Source organism: Kosakonia sp. S57 (genome assembly GCF_016516575.1).
Taxonomy (GTDB): domain Bacteria; phylum Pseudomonadota; class Gammaproteobacteria; order Enterobacterales; family Enterobacteriaceae; genus Kosakonia; species Kosakonia cowanii.
Genome location: NZ_JACVUL010000009.1, coordinates 192,315 through 208,101 on the forward strand (window position 1 = coordinate 192,315; position 15,787 = coordinate 208,101).

Consider the following 15,787-nt stretch of genomic DNA (forward strand, 5'->3'; position numbering starts at 1 on the left):
GGTTTGACTTTTCGGTTTAGGTTCTACGGTTCGGCTTTACGATTTCGGTTTTGATATGACGACAACTGTTATAACTGAGGTTATACGAAATAAACGAAAAATGCAACAAACGAAACAAACGAAAAGCTGGGTAAATCCTGCTGACTGCAAAGTTGTAGGTTGTTGGGTGGAGAGAAGATTGGATTTGGGTTTTCGGGAGCAACGGAACAGTAAACGCCGTTAAGCGGTCATTTTAAATAGCCAAAAATTAACCAGCCAATTTACATCGCACATTGCCATTTTTAGCCACATCTTTTAGGGGGCAGTTTGGTTATAGATAATTATTGTACGGCACGCCTGTTTTTTGAACAGGATAACCTAAATGCGATACCGCAAGAGTGGCAACTTAAAAGCGATAGCCGCTGACGCAAAATCAATCCGTTACGCATCTCGATTAGTAAAATAATGCGCTTAACGTACTAAATTTTCCGATCTCCAAACTGCCCCCTGACAGCATGCTCCAGCTCTTCTCTGGTAGGCTCATGATCGCACTCCAGCAGAGTGTCTTCTGTCTGCGTTCCCCCGTTGCTGCTGTACTCTTACTTTATTTTGTAGGTTGTCATCCAGGCTAACTCCCGCTTTTAAAAATATGTCTGTCGTTCCGTTGATAACGGCTCTTCCGGACATGCAGTCCCGCATCTACAGCAAGCATAGCCGGGTTATCAGCCCAAGAATAAAGAGATGACCGGCATAAGCCATGTAGAAGAACATCGAGGGCATGAATCGCCGTTCGCGGCCGTCTGTCAGTGTGCGGACCAGACCGACAGCGGCGGCCGGCAGAAGACACGTGGGCAGGATGGACAGTACCACCACCACTGCCGGTGCCTGCGTGACATGCTGACTGTTGATCAACAGGAGCGCGACGATCGCCATCATTGCAGCCACTCCGGACAGGCGTCCCGGTGATGAATGCAGGAACGTTGCCAGCGAGAGAGCCAGAACCAGCCCGGACAGACCGTAACTGGCGAAAGACAGCGGCCAGACCATCAGGCCCAGCAACACCAGACCGGCAGCCAGACCGCGTATCCGGAAGCGGTGATACCACGCCAGCAGCTGCGTCGCGCCGGCGAACACGAACAGAATGTTGAGGGCATACCACGGGTCGTGCCCGGCAAAGGCGAAGGAAAAGACCGGCTGCGTGACGATTGCCCACAGCCATATCCTGTTTGCCCGCGTCTGGAGCCGGTGCGGATTGTGAAGCACGTTGCGCGCCCAGATGAGCACAAACAGGGGAAAGGCCATCCGTCCCAGCGCATAAAGCTCCGGTTGCAGGTGAGGCAGCAGCAGTGTGTTCGTGTGATCGGCCAGCATGGCCAGCAGGGCGAGCACTTTCAGCCAGTCCGCCGCTGCGGGGCTTAAGTTCAGTCCGGCCCTGACCTGTTCAGATAACGCCTGAATTTTCGCACTCAGTGTGTGCATGATATTTATCCCGTGATGAATCAGGCTGGCAGGCACGGATAATATAATCCTGTGCCCACCGCCAGAATGCTTTGCCTTTATAAGGCGGAACAGACGCACCGGACTTCTCCAGTATTTTAGGGGCAACGGATTCTGGCTTATCCCGCAGTATTAACATGGCCTTCATTTTATCTTTGTTATCAACTGCCGTTCTCAGTAACCCGAAACTATTCATAATGCACTATATAGAAAATTAATAATAACTGTTTTCGGCATTTAACTTAAAAGCTTTATTATTAATTACTACGTATACAGGGTGTTGTGACATATCAGGTAATATGCATAACAACTTAAGTGTCGGGCTGCGATTAATTTTTAGTTCATCGTGGTTAATAAGTGTTCGCGCATTCGTACTGACACTAGAAATATTACACTACCGGATCGTTCACAGGTGAAATAAGTGCGCTACCCTGGTTATGTGGATTACCAACACCCGCTGCCACAGGATGCCAGCTGAATGCTGTCTCAGGCAGGGCGGCAGCGGCAATAATATGTTCTGCATTCCCGACTGACGTGCCGGCATGAAGCCATTCCAGCGCAGCGTCTGCACCGAGCACGACAGGCCGGCGATCGTGAACGTCGAGCAGGCCTTCGTCACTGGCGGCCGTGAGAATGACAAACCCTTCACCGCCGTGGTCAGCGTCAAAAGGTGCATGACCCAGTGCGGCCATGAATAATGGCCTAGAATCCCTGCGGTAGATGAAGTAAGGCTGCTTACGGGAGCCGACTTTTTTCCACTCATACCAGCCATCCACAGGCACAATGGCACGCCCGTTATGCCAGAGCTTGCTGAACATTTTACCGCTGGCCGCGGTTTCGCTGCGGGCGTTAATCAGGGGGGCTTTTGTCCACCATTCCGGACTGTAGCTCCACAGAACCGGATCGAGAGCGAAGTCCCCTTCACGCTCACTCACTATCAGAACACGGGTACCCGGTGCCACGTTGTAGCGGTCAAGTGGCTGAGGATCATACGCTATGGTTTCCCCGTTTATACCGAGTGCCTGCAGGTATTCATCCCTGCTGCTGAACTGCGCGAACCGGCCACACATAGCGCTCTCCTCTCATACACTGTGATATAAACAGTATGGCTCAGCCGGTCGATTCCTCACTCAGCAGTTGCCGGTTAATCTTCGGCACCATACTCAGCGGGTCATACAGAGGTTTTCCAGCTGGTTTTTGTCCAGGTAAATCCAGAGAGTGTCTCCGTCGAGAAAAGTTGTATATCCATTCAGTTTTTCGTGTTCCCTGAAATTTGTCACATCGTGGGTGATCAAATCATTTCTGAGGTCATCAATGTCAGGGCAGAATGCCTCTACCTGGTTAAAGGCTGGGTAAGAATGCCGCCCGGCTGTAAACCATCAACAGAGGTTAATGTTTTTCACAAAATGCATTCATGGCTGACAGTTTTTCATCGCGGGATATATTTTTTCTCGTGAACAAAATTTTCCATATATATATCTCAGCACTCATAAAACCAGCGTTGCTCCGGAATATAAAACCCACTGGTCGTGTTCCATAATAATCTCCACATTATTTAATCTGGCAATCTGTTGTTAATATGTACGTTATTATTCGGGCTATATATCGCCCTGCTGCGCGGTCTGCTCCCGGATTTTCATAGCCGTCGTTCTCCACTTCTCAGCCCATTCCTTGTCGAGTCGCCCCTCAGCAACAATTCTCTGCGCAATGGCATAAGGGGTGCGTTGCTGCTGACCGGAAAGAAAAATAACATGATTGTCGATTTCAGCATCCGGAAGGTCATCAATGATGGAGTGTATCAGTTCCAGATCCTCTTCCGACCATTTGCTCCCGGAGCGTGGAAACACCGGATCACGCTCCCCGGGTTTCTTTGCTGGCTTCTCAGCCCTGGCCTGCCTGAGGGCTTCCTTCTGCGCCTGTGTGAGACGAACCCTTTCACCCAGTCCGCCAAGTGTGGCCACCGTTCTGACCATATTTTCCCGCTGCTCACGGGTCAGCAGCTGTTCCTCGCAGATGAGGGCATTGAGGGTATCAATAAGGGACTCAACTTTTGCTTCTGTCAGTTTGATGCTCATTATTCTTCTCTGCCCTGTAAAGGGTGGCAATGTGCCGGAGTGAGGCACCGGCGTCACAACGTAAAATTGACCGGAAACGGCGTGTTAACGGCTCCAGTCTTCAGACTCGAGTCCGGGGACGCGGGCAAATTCCCGGGTGTTGTTGGTGACCAGAATGGCTCCGGCCGCGATGGCGTGCCCTGCAATCGCCGTGTCATTCGGCCCGATAGGTGTCCCGGCTGCGGCCAGTGCGACCTTGATTTCAGTCGTGGCATCCACTGCTGCACGATCCCAGGCAAGAACCGCATCGAGGCGGGCGCAGAACGCATCGACCAGCTGTGCATGACGCGGCGAGGCTTTCTTACCGACCGCACCGAAGCGCATCTCGGCATAGGTGATCGCCGACACCACGATACGGTGGTTACGCAGGACGGCCTGCTCCAGGCGTTTCAGTACCGCTTCAGGCTGCTCGCGCATGATGAAAGAGCAGATATTGGTATCGAGCATGTAAGTCCTGCTCATAACTCGAAGCGCCCTTCATCGCTGACCACATCCCCGCGCTCTGTCAGGAAGTCAGCATCGGCCTTCTCCAGCTGAGAGAAAGAGCCCCACGACGGGCGGACGGGACGCAGAATGATGCTGTCACCCTCGCGGACGATCTCCAGCTCACTCACCCCTTCAAAATCCAGATCACGGGGCAGACGTATGGCGCGGTTATTGCCGTTCTTGAAAATTGACACTGTTCGCATGCTTTCTCCTCGGGTATCAGCTGCGCCTGACACACTCAGGCATATGCAAAGTATATGCGGTAAACATTTTCTTGTATATGCCTTGCATATGCTTATGCTGTTTTTTTTGCGCAGGGGGAAGATAAAATGTCCGGAGAGCTCATTTCTCCGGTCACTCAGGGTGCCAGCAGCGTCACGGCCTGGCTGATATTCAGCCCCGTCATGTTGGTGTTCAGCGTCTTCATCATGGCCGCACTGGTGAGGGTCAGGCTTTCGCGCAGACGTCCCCGGTAGCCTTTTGAACTGACGATTGCCAGCTGCGCCGGTGAGGCCAGCGCCTCCCTGCCCGCACAAAGAACGTCCTCCACTGCCTGGAGGTACGCGGGCGACGCGGCGACAATAAAGCGGTCATGTGGCCTGTCACGCATCAGTGCCCTGAGGGAGGGGCAGCGGCGTACTGTTGGCGGCCGGGTCGTCAGCCGTTCCCACACGGTGCGATGGCAGCACAACATCGAGGCGAAGGTGGCGTCATACAGGACCACCCGGTCAGAGGCGTACAGGAAACCAAGCCCAATTGTCATAGTAGGATTTGAATATCGGTACTATGCGAGGGGATTTAAAACTAACTGCCTGAGAACTAAGCCAATGGCAAAATAGAAATCACACATCATTAGAGCTGTTTGAAACGTTCGGAAAAGAGTTTTGTCCTGTATGTATGCTAAGTTATCCCGAGAGCTTAATGATAAGCCCTCGGGACATATTGTAATAGTTATGTGCCGTGTTCAGCAGTTGATGGAGGAGTATCAGTAGGTTTAGCCCAGTATTAGGTTTTTTCCGGCTTTAAAGTTTCGGTATTTCAGAACGGTTCGTTTTCAATAGAACCGAATACTTTACGGGTCAGTTCAGGAGAGGCTCCTTTAGTCTTGCTGCCCGTCAGCCTGAATAAACCAATCCTGTAGATGAGGTACTGGAAGAAAAAAATTGCATCATATCTGATGCAATTCCGGATAAAATGTCTTTTCGTACTGTTATGTTAATTTACAATATCAGGTAAGCATTTATTGTTTCTGATGTATTTTTCACTATCACACCATGTAAACAGAGCCTTCCCTTCAGTGTTATGCTTCTTATAGTCGATATTTATATCATCCGGCCTGAGCACTTTAACCATTTTAACGTCCGGGAATGCTTTTGATATAAGGAGTGACTGTTCTAGTTCCTTATCTGAGAAAACTTTATAGAAATTACCATTTTCATCACCATGAAAGCCATAGTAAACAGTTATTGCTCCAGCCTGTTTAATGTCATCAGCAACCTTTTTTAATTTCTCGGCGAATCCATCTACAGTTGACTGACCATCATTTGTGAAAATGCCACGTGGATATTGAATAATTTTATCAGACATAATGGTACCCTTTTATATTCGGTCTAAGCTATTCGTCTGCTAAGGAGTCTTTTAGTTTTTTGATAAGTTCCAGATATGCCGGGTCATCTTTCTCGAAGTCCTTTGCATATTTTGAAATTTGCTCGGGGGATACAAAACGGAATGTATCAATTCTCTGTTCTTGCTCGTAAGACTCTGTGGAGCTTTTATGGCACGGTGACTTAGTCATCAATTCCATCTGTTTGCTGTCGGCGAAAAATAAACGAATGGATACTGAGGCATCACCTAATATTTCCTCGCAAATAAAAAGGAGGTGTGCCATCTTTGCATCTTCTTTTTTCTGCATGCCGCCGTATTCACCATTCAGGGCACTCAATATATCTTTTCCAATTTGCATGGCAGAAGGCGCTTTGTCGATGCCAGGCAGCAATTGAGACAGTATTTGGGTATCAACACTGACGGTGGTGGCCTGGATTGATATGTGTTTTTGTACTTTCCCGGCCTCGATGAAATACCCGGACTTTCGAATAAGTTTACTCCAGTCATCAAAATCAAACAGGCTTTTGTTCGCTTCGGCCATCACTTTTGTCATGGCCGAAAAAAGTACTGAAACACTGTTAAATAATGCTTTGGTTTCGGCGCTGAGAGATTCAGCTTTGCTGGTTGTGGAATACCAAATATTACCGGTTGCGTTAAGCCTGAAATTTACTCTCAGCTCGCCATCTCCTTCAGATTCTTCAGATTCTTCAGATTCTTCAGAAATAGCGACCGCCCTTAACTGTCGTTTGGGTCGTAAGTTTTTTGATGCCGCCTCGTATTCTTCAAGCGTGCTATAACCTGCATCTATTGCCGTTTCTATAAAGTTTTCACGCATAAAAACCTCATCTTTAAAGTAAAATGAAAAGCAGGGAAATAACTGTGTTGTGGCGAAATGAAGTATAGTACGTTCAATTGGCTTTGTTGAATATATCGAACTTTTGCAGTATGGCGCGAGAGTACGCCCTACAGCTATAGGCAAGCCTGTTAAAAAATCAGGCTTACCGTACAATAATTGTCTATATCCAGACTGCCCCCAAAAAGGGGGATTGGTTAGTCGTTTTCCCGGACTCGGTAAAACAACGGGATTGCATTTGTGCGGTATACCATTTCACTAAATGAGATAAAATAAATCCAGCATGGTCACGATTACAGGCGGATATAATAATGGGCATACCTACCCTGCCGGGCTCTGTATTTTCAGGTATCGTACGGACAGCAGAATACTTGCTTAACCGCAAAAGCAGGCAAAGACGCGAGGCAGAAGCAGCGTCACAGTTGGTCAGCGTGCTGGATAGATTCGTTGTGGATTGTGATGCAGTGGTCACCGATGACGGTTACCCACCCTTTACCAATCCTCAATATCACGATTACCGTGAACGAACTCCGCAGTGTGAGACGGTTCGTTTGGCCGTGCCTGATATCCCTGGCAGAGAGTTGCTGCCCCTCAGCATCAGTGACCGAGTGCGCGCCATTGAAAGCCTGCAAAACGACACGTCCGGAGAACTGATGGAAGCCCATGAGTGTGATGACGGCTCGGGCGATGGTTTTTACGCCACGCGGCAAAAGATTTTTTCGTGGCTGGGATTTAAGGCCGTGGAACTCACACGGGAGCTGCGTTTAGCCTACCGCTTGTCACCTCCCTCCATTGAACACCGGGACAGAGAAAAACGCATTGAGGAAAAACTCAGGTACCATGACGGATTCAGCGTAAAAATACGCAGAATAGAACGGCGTATCGCCCGAAAGGCCAAGATGGCTGCCGGTAAGATCACGTAGGAGAAGAAATGGGCTTAATCGATTTTTAAGACAACCTTCACGGCTTACATGCGTTTTCGTTCCACTGAGTATCAGACCCCGTTAACTCTTTCCCCACAAAAAACCGGCAGACGTTCATTCATGCCGGCAGCTGCCAACCCCCAGAGGAACATAACATTCATTGCCTTTAGTCTGGGCTTCATGACAAACCCCAAGAAGAAAGCCGAATGCCCTTTCGTCCCGTTGTACAGCACGTCACGGAGCCGCGCTCACGTCTCATCATGTTGTTCCATCAGCGCGACCTGCAGATGATGCTCGATAAACGTTGCCTTGAACGCGCTGTAGCGATGAGGATCGTTACGGTACAGCAAGGCTGCTGTACGTTTTATCTCGGCATAACTCTCAGCAGTGTCACTGTTTTTCCTGAGACAGTCACGGAAAGCAAGGTGCCTCACTATCTGTGCATCGCCTGCTGAAAACGCATGGACATGATGCGTGCGCCTGTCTCCCCCCTTCATAAAGAACCGGCGCCCGGCAATCCCGTTCTCACCGCGGGCAACATAACCCGCGCTGCTCATCGCGGAGGTGTGTTCATCTAGTTCTTCGATGCCGGAAACCTCCAGCAGAATATCGATCACCGGCTTTGCCGGGAGTCCGGGCACTGACGTACTGCCAATATGATGAATTTTCTCAGCCACATCACCCAGCAGGATCTGCAGCTGAAAACGTTCCGCTTCAAACATCTCAGGCCATTTATCGTCGTATGGCACCACCACGATTTCCCGCATACCTGCCTCCTCCTTCTCCCGCAGTGTCTGATCATACCAGTGCCGGAAGCATACCCGTTGACACGGCATGAAGCGACACTGTCTGTGTCCGTCCGGCTGTGCACATTTCCGGCGGCGGGTGCCGGGAGAGTCACATCTGCATTTTACGCAACAGTCAGTGCTATCCTCTGCCCAAAAAGCAATAATCCCCGCATCGCAACAATCCGGCGGTTTTTGTGCTTCTCCCGCAGCAATCCTTCTTCTTTCATCCTCAGATCCGATTTCTGTCATAACCGGAAATGTTATGAAGGATGCGTGAATTGGTGGATCAGGCGCAGCTACAGATGACAGGAGGATGTATGTTTTCAGCCCTCATCGTTATATAATTAATTATATAACGATGAGGGGGATCACTTATGAAAGACCATTTTGGAAAAGGGCTGATGCGGGGAGTTGAACTCAGCGAGCCCTGTCCCGTCAGGATGCCTGCCAGGTACTGTAATGACTACACGCGTGGATTTGTTCTGGGCTACTGCTTTCAGCTCGAGCAGAAGACCGGTGAAAGGAAGATAGCCGCTCTTGAGGCCGGGAGGCTGACCCGGCTGTATAACCTTAACAGAGACATTATGGCTGAATTTTTTACAGAATATCGGTCAGACCGGTTTGTACACTATTTCAACAAGGGGTATGCGGGCGGGTAAGAGCAGGGCACCGCTAAGTAACGCCCTGCCGGTATAAAGGGACCGCTTCACCCGGTTTTTTTTACGGCAAGCATGACGGCAGAAGCCTTTATCAGGGCGATAACCCTTTTCCCTTCGCTGAGATTCATCCCGGCCAGGCTCTCATTTGTGATAACGGCCGTCAGGTGAGTACCTGCATCGGTATGAATATCAATGGTGGCGTTCACCGCACCCTTTTCCACTGTCATGACTCTGCCCGCAAACTGGTTCCGGGCTGAAAACGTCATCCCGCAGTCCTCTGAGGCCAGCACAATCCAGGGCGCTTTGATCAGGGCCACCACTGCCCTGCCCTGTTCCAGACCGAGCGCTTGTCTGCTGCTGCCTGTCACGACGGCGACAAGCGTACCGCCATTCTCCAGAGAAATTTCAATCTCATCATTCACTGAGCCGGTACGCACGATGGCTACGGTACCCGGCAACTGGTTACGTGCTGAAACTGACATACGGTTTCCTTATTTTCAGGGATTAATGATACCGGGCAGTTTAGCTCATACAGGTCTGGTGCTTCCATCGTACTCCTTGCGCAGGCTCTCCACGTCCGGATGGGCTCACGGCCCTTTCATTCTGGCCTGAAGCCCCCCTGTCTGACAGGGACTCAGATGGATATGCACGTCGCCTGTGTTTTCAGCGGTACACCGTCACCGACAGCCCTGCGACTATCCTTGTGTTGCTGCACTTCCCCTTTCAGTAACCAGCTACGTGCTTATGTCTGGCTTCACGCCCTGTCGTGGCAGACTGCACTCAGGCCATTATGCTTAAAGCGTTGTATATTACGCTGCATAACGCAATGATAAGCAGGGCAACCAGGGTGCACCGGGCAAGATGTTGCCTGAACCGGACGGTGAATAAATGGCTCACGACAAGGGCATACAGGGAGAGCATCAGAAAATCGAGGATCACCCATACACCACAGAGCACTGCCATACTGGTATGAAAATCGGCAGTTATTCCCCTGAACTGGGGAAAAAAGGTCAGAAAAAACAGGATGTCTTTGGGGCTGGCAACGGCGGTAATAAATCCCCTGATAAACCCTCCCCGCTCTGCAACAACACCTGAAGAAGAGGACGGGTGGAAGCGGCGCAGACCCTCAATGGCGGTAAACGCCAGATAACAGGCGCCGGCAATGCCCAGAACGCTGAGCAGGAAAGGATCAATACTGACTATCCCGGCGAGCATCAGCATGGCCAGAAAAATCAGTATCAGTGAAGCAAGGTGCGTGCCGAGAATGGTGCGGAATGCACTTAAATAACCGGAACGGGCTGCCGTGGCGGTCACCAGCGCCATGACAGGGCCGGGTGTGATTAACAGGGCGGTGACCGCCAGAATGTAACCTGCTAGTAACGCTGTGTTCATGGTACCTCTCTGGTAAACAGGGACGGGTCTGCAGACCCGGGCGCCATCATCAGCCAGAAGTACGAAATTGAAAAACGGATTAAACTCACAATAAACATGACGAAAACTCAAATCAGCCACACCACTGACAGGCAGTCCCTCCCTCCTCTTTACGCACTGCGTGCGTTTGAAGCAGCAGCACGGCTGGGCTCATTCAGTCAGGCATCCCGGGAACTCAGCATCACGCCGGGGGCGATCAGCAGACACATCCGTACCATTGAGGTGTGGTTCGGGCGCACACTTTTTGTCAGGTGCGGCCCGAGGGTCATCCCGATGCCAGAGGCGCAACAGTTTGCACTCCAGCTGAACGAGGGGTTCAGCTGCATTGAGCAGGCCAGCAGGGCATTCACCAGTACGCCCGGTACATTGCGGCTCAAGGCCCCCACGACCCTCACATCACGCTGGTTACTTGATGCGCTCAGTACCCTTCAGGAAAAGACTGATCCGCCCGGCGTGGAGCTGGCCAGTGTCTGGATGGATACCGACACTGTTGATTTCAGCCGCGAGCCGTTTGACTGTGCAGTTCTGCTCGGGAGAGGGGAGTTCGGCCCGGGGACAATAAACCGGAGACTTTTCGGGGAATGGCTTGTGCCTGTTTGCGCACCCGCCCTGCTTGACAGGGCGCGCCATTCCCTTTCCGGCTGTGAGCTTATCCACCCTTCTCCTGACCGCCGTGACTGGAGGCGGTGGCTCGAAGGTGCGGGCAGAGCGGGAGAGGCCACTCTGTCTGGCGGGAAAGTATTCGACACCCTTGAACAGGCCAGCACGGCGGCCGTCAGCGGCTACGGTATTGCGATCGCCGATCTTCTGCTGAGCCGGCAGGCTATTGCCGACGGGCTTCTGGTGCTGCCTTTCAGTGAGGCAGTGGCCACGGGTGACAGCTACTGTCTTGTCCGGCCGGAGCCGACACCGCACGGCCGGCTCATCGATGCGCTTCATCAGCACCTTCAGAAACATGTCCCCTCCACATTTCCTCCGGGTATCTGTCCGGTGAACCGGCCTCTCAGCTGAATGCTTCATTCCACCCTGACCAGGGCCGGATCAGGGGCAAATACTCATCGTGTCCGGGAAAGGTGCTGTATGAAAAGACCGGTCTGTTTTGCCGCAGAGAGAGTGGTGGATGGCGAGAAGTGATCGGCCTGTTTTATTATATAAATCGCAACAATAATTCATTACTGACAACCTGACTGCATTAATGCCAAATAAGCACAAATTAAGTATAAACGTTGCATCAATGTTACTAATAACTTCCTTTCTGCCATCAGATCCGAAAACCGGTAGATCCGGAAACCCCAAGTTCCGGTGGCGATCACTCAGAAACTCCGCAACAATCTGCTTCACGATATAGCCGGTGCATTCTGAATATGTTGCTATGGAGCATAGCGTAGCCCGTCGTTATGACGGGATACATTACTGACTCAAATAATTACCTAAAAATAATATCTTATCCCAACCCTGAAACGATATTGTTCACGTTCGTACTGACTCCATCGATCAAGCCATGATGCCTCGACATAAGGCTTCCACCGTGGTGTCAGGGTATAAGTCAGCTTGTTATTAAGCTCCCAGTTATGATCTTTCCCGTTTTTACTATGGAAATCTTTAACATGAATAAAATAATCCGGTTCAAAAGTATAGGCCCATTCTTCATTAATTTTGAGGTTCCAGTACATAACAAACTGATGTGTGCTGTCTTTATTTTTACTACCATTAAGATCCACGCTGTCGTAGTTTTTATTATTGTATCGGTATCTTAACGTGACATTAAAATCAGGAATGAATTTATAGTTAAAGTCAACATATGGCGATACAGTTGAACCATCAGCGTTGTCTGTGAGAATAAGCGCGGGTGAAACAGTGAACTCCGTGGTCGGCTTAAAAAGCGGATACCATCCTTCGAGCTCATTATAGCTGTGCTTAAACTGATCCAGTTTACCGGTATTGTAGGCATTAGTAAGCATAATGCCTGCACCACCATCAAAGTTATATCCTCCCCGCAGAACAAACTCATGCTGCTCTGAGGCAGTGTTAAAAGCTTCACGACCTTCAATCCACGCACCAGCCGCGAAGGCTGAAATGGGATGAATAGCACTGATAATAAAAAGGAGATGCAGGTTTGCTTTCATTTTTATTCCTGAAATTTAAGCGTAAGTTGTTGTGACGCCAGTCCTGTTGAAAGGCGTTAATATTAAAAAAAAATTTTTTATTTCATTGCGTTAACGTCTTGTGTCGCATTGTGTATTGATTCCTCCGTCGATAAAGCTTTTTGTTTTCCTAAAAACCTCACCCCTGCAAGCGTAATTAACCACGCCGCGCAGCCCATAACCATATATGTGTAAGCGAAGCCATGCTTGTCGTAAAAATATCCAGCCAGTGGATTTATTGCTGTAATTCCGAGGTAATTAAAGCATCCGAGTACCATATAAATGGTTCCGGTCAGACGCTTATCGAAATGCTCGGCGAGAAATTTAAAAATTGAAACCAGTAACAGTGCCATTTCCAGACCATAAAGCGGTTTAATGACAATAATCATCCAGGGATGAGTTGCGAGGGCAGACAGCACAAGACGGAGCCCAATAACGAATCCAGCAAGAAGAAGACCGTTGCGGGCTCCTATCCGGTTTATCAGAAAAGGGATCGAGAACATCAGCAAAAATTCACATGCTGACTGCACAAATCCCATATACCCCAAGACGGCATTACCTGTCTGATGGTCGGCAAAGAACGTCACAAAATAACGTGGAAATTGTTGTTCTGCGCTTTGCATCATCCAGATAATCCCCCCATAAAACAGCATCAGAACCCAGAAACTGGTATGCCGGAACAGCATCCGGACATCTTTGCGGTTTACGGGATCTTTTCTTGATGCATTCACTGCCTGCCAGTCAATGCCGTCGCCCTGTGTTTTAAGGGTAAAAAGAATGAGTAAAACAGCAACTGCACCACAGGAAGTGATGATAAAGTTAAAGTGAGGATTTATATTAAATAACTGCCCGGCAAAAATAGAAGCTATTGCCCAGCCAAGAGATCCCCACATTCTGACTCGTCCAAATTCAAACCCGAATGCCCGGCTGTATCGGTCTGCGTATGTTTCAAAAACCAGTACACCAGCAAGATAAGCTGTACCCAGATACAACCCTCCGAGGAGCATGCCCAAAACCATGCTGGTCATCAGCAGATACTGATATACATAGATAAAAAATGGAGCTGCGAATACCGAAGCAATAGCCACGCAGGTTAACAAAGATTTTTTTAATCCAAGTTTATCCATGATGAAGCCAAACGCCGGCTTTATTGCGAGCGCAAACAGCGCATTTACAGACAGCGTGTAGCCTATCTGTGTACTGGTAAAGCCGACATTATCTCCAAGCCAGATAGCCAGAAATGACCACGTTGTTGACCATGAAAAATAAAAAAGAAACAAACATAAGCTTATCCGCATGTAAGCGCTTTTTGACGCTGAAGACATAGTTTAATCTCCTTTTCCTTCCGGAAAACATTCGGTAGTTACCAGGGTCAACATACTTGGACGTATACTTTTTCCTGAAGAGATATCCCGTTGAATAGGTAACGCTTCCCAGCGCAAAAAATAAGATGGGGACGACTGGTACAGCTCAGGTATGAGCTGCACTTTTGCCTCCGCATCAAGCCCTTCGCAAGGTTTATAAAAATGTTCAGGAAGAGGTGAGACAGCGCCTGAAAAAGTCTTTATGACATCCAGCGTTTCTTGATCCAGCAACCAGCTTCCACTCTCGCCGGTGGATAATCTGAAATCAACACTGAGATAATTATCTTTTAAATAGGGCGCAGAGATAATGACATCCGGAGGAATGGAACCCATCCCACTAAATTCCCAGCGGAATTCCCAGCCGCTGATTTGTTTTATCAGCCATTTATTCCCTTCCGGTCTGGCAATCCAGGCCTGAGAAAAGCCTTTTTCATCATAACGATGCCAGGTAATTAACGGCTCACCTCTGGCACTGAAACCAATATTCTGGCTCATATTAATCAGCCCGTGTTTTACAGAACTGCCATCAACAATATCGCTCTTCTGCAAGGTGATCGGCACGGGTAAACGATAGCCATCGTGCGAATACCATTTGAGCAGATCCGGACTGCGTGCATAGGAAAGATCATGGCAGGTTTCGCAGTGTGGTGTATCCCTCCACATCCAGATCATATGCCATTGATTATCCGGACCAAAGACGGGTAAACGGGCATATGCATTTCTGAGTCCTTCACCACTTAATAATGGATTGTCCTGTAATCTGAACCATTTATTTTCATCTTCGTTCCAGCAGTTGTAGATATCATCACCGTTTCCGCTTTCTCCATCGCGATAACGAAAAAAAAGCTCTCCATTTCTGCCATAGAAAAATAACGGATAGGTGGAACTCCCCTCCCTTATTCCAGTCATTTCCCCCTGAACAAGAGAATGAATATCATAAGGTTTCGTTGAGCGGAACCATACCAGTTTGTCTTTATGCATATTTCCGGAGAGATGAATATGTCCTTTATTGTCCATTGCCAGTGTGAGGTAATTGTGGCTATCATATTCAGTTTGATGCATAAACCGTTTTTTTTCTGGTAACCATTCACCTTCCGGATGGCTTAGCTCCCATGTTTTCTCGTCAGGATTACAACTTGCTACCGTTATAGTATGATTTTCATCATAATAGGCAACATAGCATTTATCCTTGACCAACAGTGCATATTCAACTGTAAAATCAGAACAACAGAAACCAATTTCAGATATTATAGTTTCTTGATGCATTTCATTCTTCATTTCAATTCCTCTCTTTTTACCCTGCAACCAGCCATTGAATTAATATCAATCTACTCATGAGGTTACTACTACCAGGCTGAACAATATTAAATAATAAAATATATCAATCTAGAAGTTGTTAACCACGTCACAAAGAAAGTTGGATTGTCTTATTTTCTTTTTATTATTTAGATGTGTTGCACTCCAGGTGTATTTTATTTCTATAAAACTTAGTTCTATTGTCCTTTGTTCGGGTTTTGACCACATTATATTTGCGTGGATGTTTATATAGTGAGGTCGTCACGAACATATATCCCCGTGATAACTCTGATTATGGTAAGTCACGTTAAAAACGTGAAGTATATCTTCCTGATTATTGTAATTTTGCCATATAATCACCAAAAGTGGCTGAAATACAAAGGTGGCATTAATTTATGTCCTATGTAAAGGGATTGAACGAGTACATATACTGAGTAAATACCAGGACAGGCCGGACGATCTCCAGTTTTCTCACTCCCTCAAAATCCAGATCGCGGGGAAACGGATGGCGCGGTTATTGCCGTTATAAAAATGGATACGGTCCGTATGTTGTCCAGCTGTTTATGGCTTCATGTCCGAGCCTATCATTACTTCCTTCATTTTTATCAAAGATCCGGTTTCTGTGAGTTCCGGATCCCCGTTCACCCC

17 protein-coding genes are annotated in these 15,787 nt (G+C 48.6%); 3 read left to right on the forward strand and 14 right to left on the reverse strand.

All coding sequences use genetic code 11. The features are described from left to right. Window positions 1-678: 678 nt before the first annotated feature. From IAE48_RS11385 to IAE48_RS11420, 8 genes are all read right to left on the reverse strand, one after another. Window positions 679-1,458, reverse strand: a complete 780-nt coding sequence (locus tag IAE48_RS11385; RefSeq protein WP_200134432.1) for a TraX family protein — start codon at window positions 1,456-1,458, stop codon at window positions 679-681. Window positions 1,459-1,865: 407 nt separating this feature from the next. Then, entirely contained in the window at window positions 1,866-2,546 is a 681-nt protein-coding gene (locus IAE48_RS11390) for an SOS response-associated peptidase family protein (RefSeq protein WP_200134433.1), read from the reverse strand. A gap of 528 nt (window positions 2,547-3,074) precedes the next feature. Continuing rightward, window positions 3,075-3,551, reverse strand: coding sequence for a hypothetical protein (locus tag IAE48_RS11395; RefSeq protein ID WP_200134434.1), 477 nt, complete (start codon window positions 3,549-3,551; stop codon window positions 3,075-3,077). Window positions 3,552-3,635: 84 nt separating this feature from the next. Further along, the gene (locus IAE48_RS11400; RefSeq protein WP_200134435.1) at window positions 3,636-4,052 is read right to left on the reverse strand and encodes a type II toxin-antitoxin system VapC family toxin; all 417 of its coding nucleotides are present in this window, start codon (window positions 4,050-4,052) and stop codon (window positions 3,636-3,638) included. After that, complete coding sequence (gene vapB, locus IAE48_RS11405; protein WP_200134436.1) at window positions 4,049-4,279, reverse strand: type II toxin-antitoxin system VapB family antitoxin; 231 nt, start codon at window positions 4,277-4,279, stop codon at window positions 4,049-4,051. Before vapB ends, IAE48_RS11400 begins: the two co-directional genes overlap by 4 nt. Window positions 4,280-4,434: 155 nt before the next feature. After that, window positions 4,435-4,839: a tgtA5 cluster protein 2 gene (locus IAE48_RS11410; RefSeq protein ID WP_200134437.1), complete on the reverse strand. Its 405-nt coding sequence runs from the start codon at window positions 4,837-4,839 to the stop codon at window positions 4,435-4,437. A gap of 452 nt (window positions 4,840-5,291) precedes the next feature. Further along, the gene (locus tag IAE48_RS11415) at window positions 5,292-5,663 is read right to left on the reverse strand and encodes a hypothetical protein (protein WP_200134438.1); all 372 of its coding nucleotides are present in this window, start codon (window positions 5,661-5,663) and stop codon (window positions 5,292-5,294) included. A gap of 28 nt (window positions 5,664-5,691) precedes the next feature. Beyond that, window positions 5,692-6,516: a Zygote formation protein zyg1 gene (locus IAE48_RS11420; RefSeq protein ID WP_200134439.1), complete on the reverse strand. Its 825-nt coding sequence runs from the start codon at window positions 6,514-6,516 to the stop codon at window positions 5,692-5,694. Between the two features lie 329 nt (window positions 6,517-6,845). Here IAE48_RS11420 and IAE48_RS11425 point away from each other — a divergent pair, with 329 nt between their 5' ends. Next, on the forward strand, window positions 6,846-7,457 hold the full coding sequence (locus tag IAE48_RS11425; protein ID WP_200134440.1) for a hypothetical protein: 612 nt from the start codon (window positions 6,846-6,848) through the stop codon (window positions 7,455-7,457). A gap of 248 nt (window positions 7,458-7,705) precedes the next feature. Here the strand turns inward: IAE48_RS11425 and IAE48_RS11430 are convergent, their stop codons facing one another. Continuing rightward, window positions 7,706-8,224: a GrpB family protein gene (locus IAE48_RS11430; RefSeq protein ID WP_094420581.1), complete on the reverse strand. Its 519-nt coding sequence runs from the start codon at window positions 8,222-8,224 to the stop codon at window positions 7,706-7,708. A 395-nt stretch (window positions 8,225-8,619) separates the two neighbouring features. On the opposite strand from IAE48_RS11430, the gene IAE48_RS11435 reads away from it, so the two are divergent. Continuing rightward, the gene (locus tag IAE48_RS11435; RefSeq protein WP_200134441.1) at window positions 8,620-8,904 is read left to right on the forward strand and encodes a DUF2623 family protein; all 285 of its coding nucleotides are present in this window, start codon (window positions 8,620-8,622) and stop codon (window positions 8,902-8,904) included. Window positions 8,905-8,951: 47 nt separating this feature from the next. Here the strand turns inward: IAE48_RS11435 and IAE48_RS11440 are convergent, their stop codons facing one another. Then, complete coding sequence (locus IAE48_RS11440; RefSeq protein ID WP_200134442.1) at window positions 8,952-9,386, reverse strand: molybdopterin-binding protein; 435 nt, start codon at window positions 9,384-9,386, stop codon at window positions 8,952-8,954. A gap of 298 nt (window positions 9,387-9,684) precedes the next feature. Continuing rightward, window positions 9,685-10,296, reverse strand: a complete 612-nt coding sequence (locus IAE48_RS11445; protein ID WP_200134443.1) for a LysE family translocator — start codon at window positions 10,294-10,296, stop codon at window positions 9,685-9,687. Window positions 10,297-10,392: 96 nt separating this feature from the next. Here IAE48_RS11445 and IAE48_RS11450 point away from each other — a divergent pair, with 96 nt between their 5' ends. Continuing rightward, on the forward strand, window positions 10,393-11,346 hold the full coding sequence (locus tag IAE48_RS11450; protein WP_200134444.1) for a LysR substrate-binding domain-containing protein: 954 nt from the start codon (window positions 10,393-10,395) through the stop codon (window positions 11,344-11,346). Between the two features lie 419 nt (window positions 11,347-11,765). Here IAE48_RS11450 and ompL read toward each other — a convergent pair whose 3' ends face one another. From ompL to IAE48_RS11465, 3 genes are all read right to left on the reverse strand, one after another. Beyond that, window positions 11,766-12,461 (reverse strand): porin OmpL, encoded by a 696-nt coding sequence (gene ompL / locus IAE48_RS11455; RefSeq protein WP_200134445.1) that lies wholly within the window; start codon window positions 12,459-12,461, stop codon window positions 11,766-11,768. Window positions 12,462-12,538: 77 nt separating this feature from the next. After that, on the reverse strand, window positions 12,539-13,804 hold the full coding sequence (locus tag IAE48_RS11460) for an oligosaccharide MFS transporter (RefSeq protein ID WP_200134446.1): 1,266 nt from the start codon (window positions 13,802-13,804) through the stop codon (window positions 12,539-12,541). Window positions 13,805-13,807: 3 nt separating this feature from the next. Continuing rightward, window positions 13,808-15,121 (reverse strand): BNR repeat-containing protein, encoded by a 1,314-nt coding sequence (locus IAE48_RS11465; protein WP_200134447.1) that lies wholly within the window; start codon window positions 15,119-15,121, stop codon window positions 13,808-13,810. Window positions 15,122-15,787 lie beyond the last annotated feature (666 nt).

Excerpts from the sequence above, each read along its gene's own strand:
- IAE48_RS11385 (WP_200134432.1), bottom strand. The coding sequence starts at position 1,458 with ATGCACACACTGAGTGCGAAAATTCAGGCGTTATCTGAACAGGTCAGG.
- IAE48_RS11390 (WP_200134433.1), bottom strand. The coding sequence starts at position 2,546 with ATGTGTGGCCGGTTCGCGCAGTTCAGCAGCAGGGATGAATACCTGCAG.
- IAE48_RS11395 (WP_200134434.1), bottom strand. The coding sequence starts at position 3,551 with ATGAGCATCAAACTGACAGAAGCAAAAGTTGAGTCCCTTATTGATACC.
- IAE48_RS11400 (WP_200134435.1), bottom strand. The coding sequence starts at position 4,052 with ATGAGCAGGACTTACATGCTCGATACCAATATCTGCTCTTTCATCATG.
- vapB (WP_200134436.1), bottom strand. The coding sequence starts at position 4,279 with ATGCGAACAGTGTCAATTTTCAAGAACGGCAATAACCGCGCCATACGT.
- IAE48_RS11410 (WP_200134437.1), bottom strand. The coding sequence starts at position 4,839 with ATGACAATTGGGCTTGGTTTCCTGTACGCCTCTGACCGGGTGGTCCTG.
- IAE48_RS11415 (WP_200134438.1), bottom strand. The coding sequence starts at position 5,663 with ATGTCTGATAAAATTATTCAATATCCACGTGGCATTTTCACAAATGAT.
- IAE48_RS11420 (WP_200134439.1), bottom strand. The coding sequence starts at position 6,516 with ATGCGTGAAAACTTTATAGAAACGGCAATAGATGCAGGTTATAGCACG.
- IAE48_RS11425 (WP_200134440.1), top strand. The coding sequence starts at position 6,846 with ATGGGCATACCTACCCTGCCGGGCTCTGTATTTTCAGGTATCGTACGG.
- IAE48_RS11430 (WP_094420581.1), bottom strand. The coding sequence starts at position 8,224 with ATGCGGGAAATCGTGGTGGTGCCATACGACGATAAATGGCCTGAGATG.
- IAE48_RS11435 (WP_200134441.1), top strand. The coding sequence starts at position 8,620 with ATGAAAGACCATTTTGGAAAAGGGCTGATGCGGGGAGTTGAACTCAGC.
- IAE48_RS11440 (WP_200134442.1), bottom strand. The coding sequence starts at position 9,386 with ATGTCAGTTTCAGCACGTAACCAGTTGCCGGGTACCGTAGCCATCGTG.
- IAE48_RS11445 (WP_200134443.1), bottom strand. The coding sequence starts at position 10,296 with ATGAACACAGCGTTACTAGCAGGTTACATTCTGGCGGTCACCGCCCTG.
- IAE48_RS11450 (WP_200134444.1), top strand. The coding sequence starts at position 10,393 with ATGACGAAAACTCAAATCAGCCACACCACTGACAGGCAGTCCCTCCCT.
- ompL (WP_200134445.1), bottom strand. The coding sequence starts at position 12,461 with ATGAAAGCAAACCTGCATCTCCTTTTTATTATCAGTGCTATTCATCCC.
- IAE48_RS11460 (WP_200134446.1), bottom strand. The coding sequence starts at position 13,804 with ATGTCTTCAGCGTCAAAAAGCGCTTACATGCGGATAAGCTTATGTTTG.
- IAE48_RS11465 (WP_200134447.1), bottom strand. The coding sequence starts at position 15,121 with ATGAAGAATGAAATGCATCAAGAAACTATAATATCTGAAATTGGTTTC.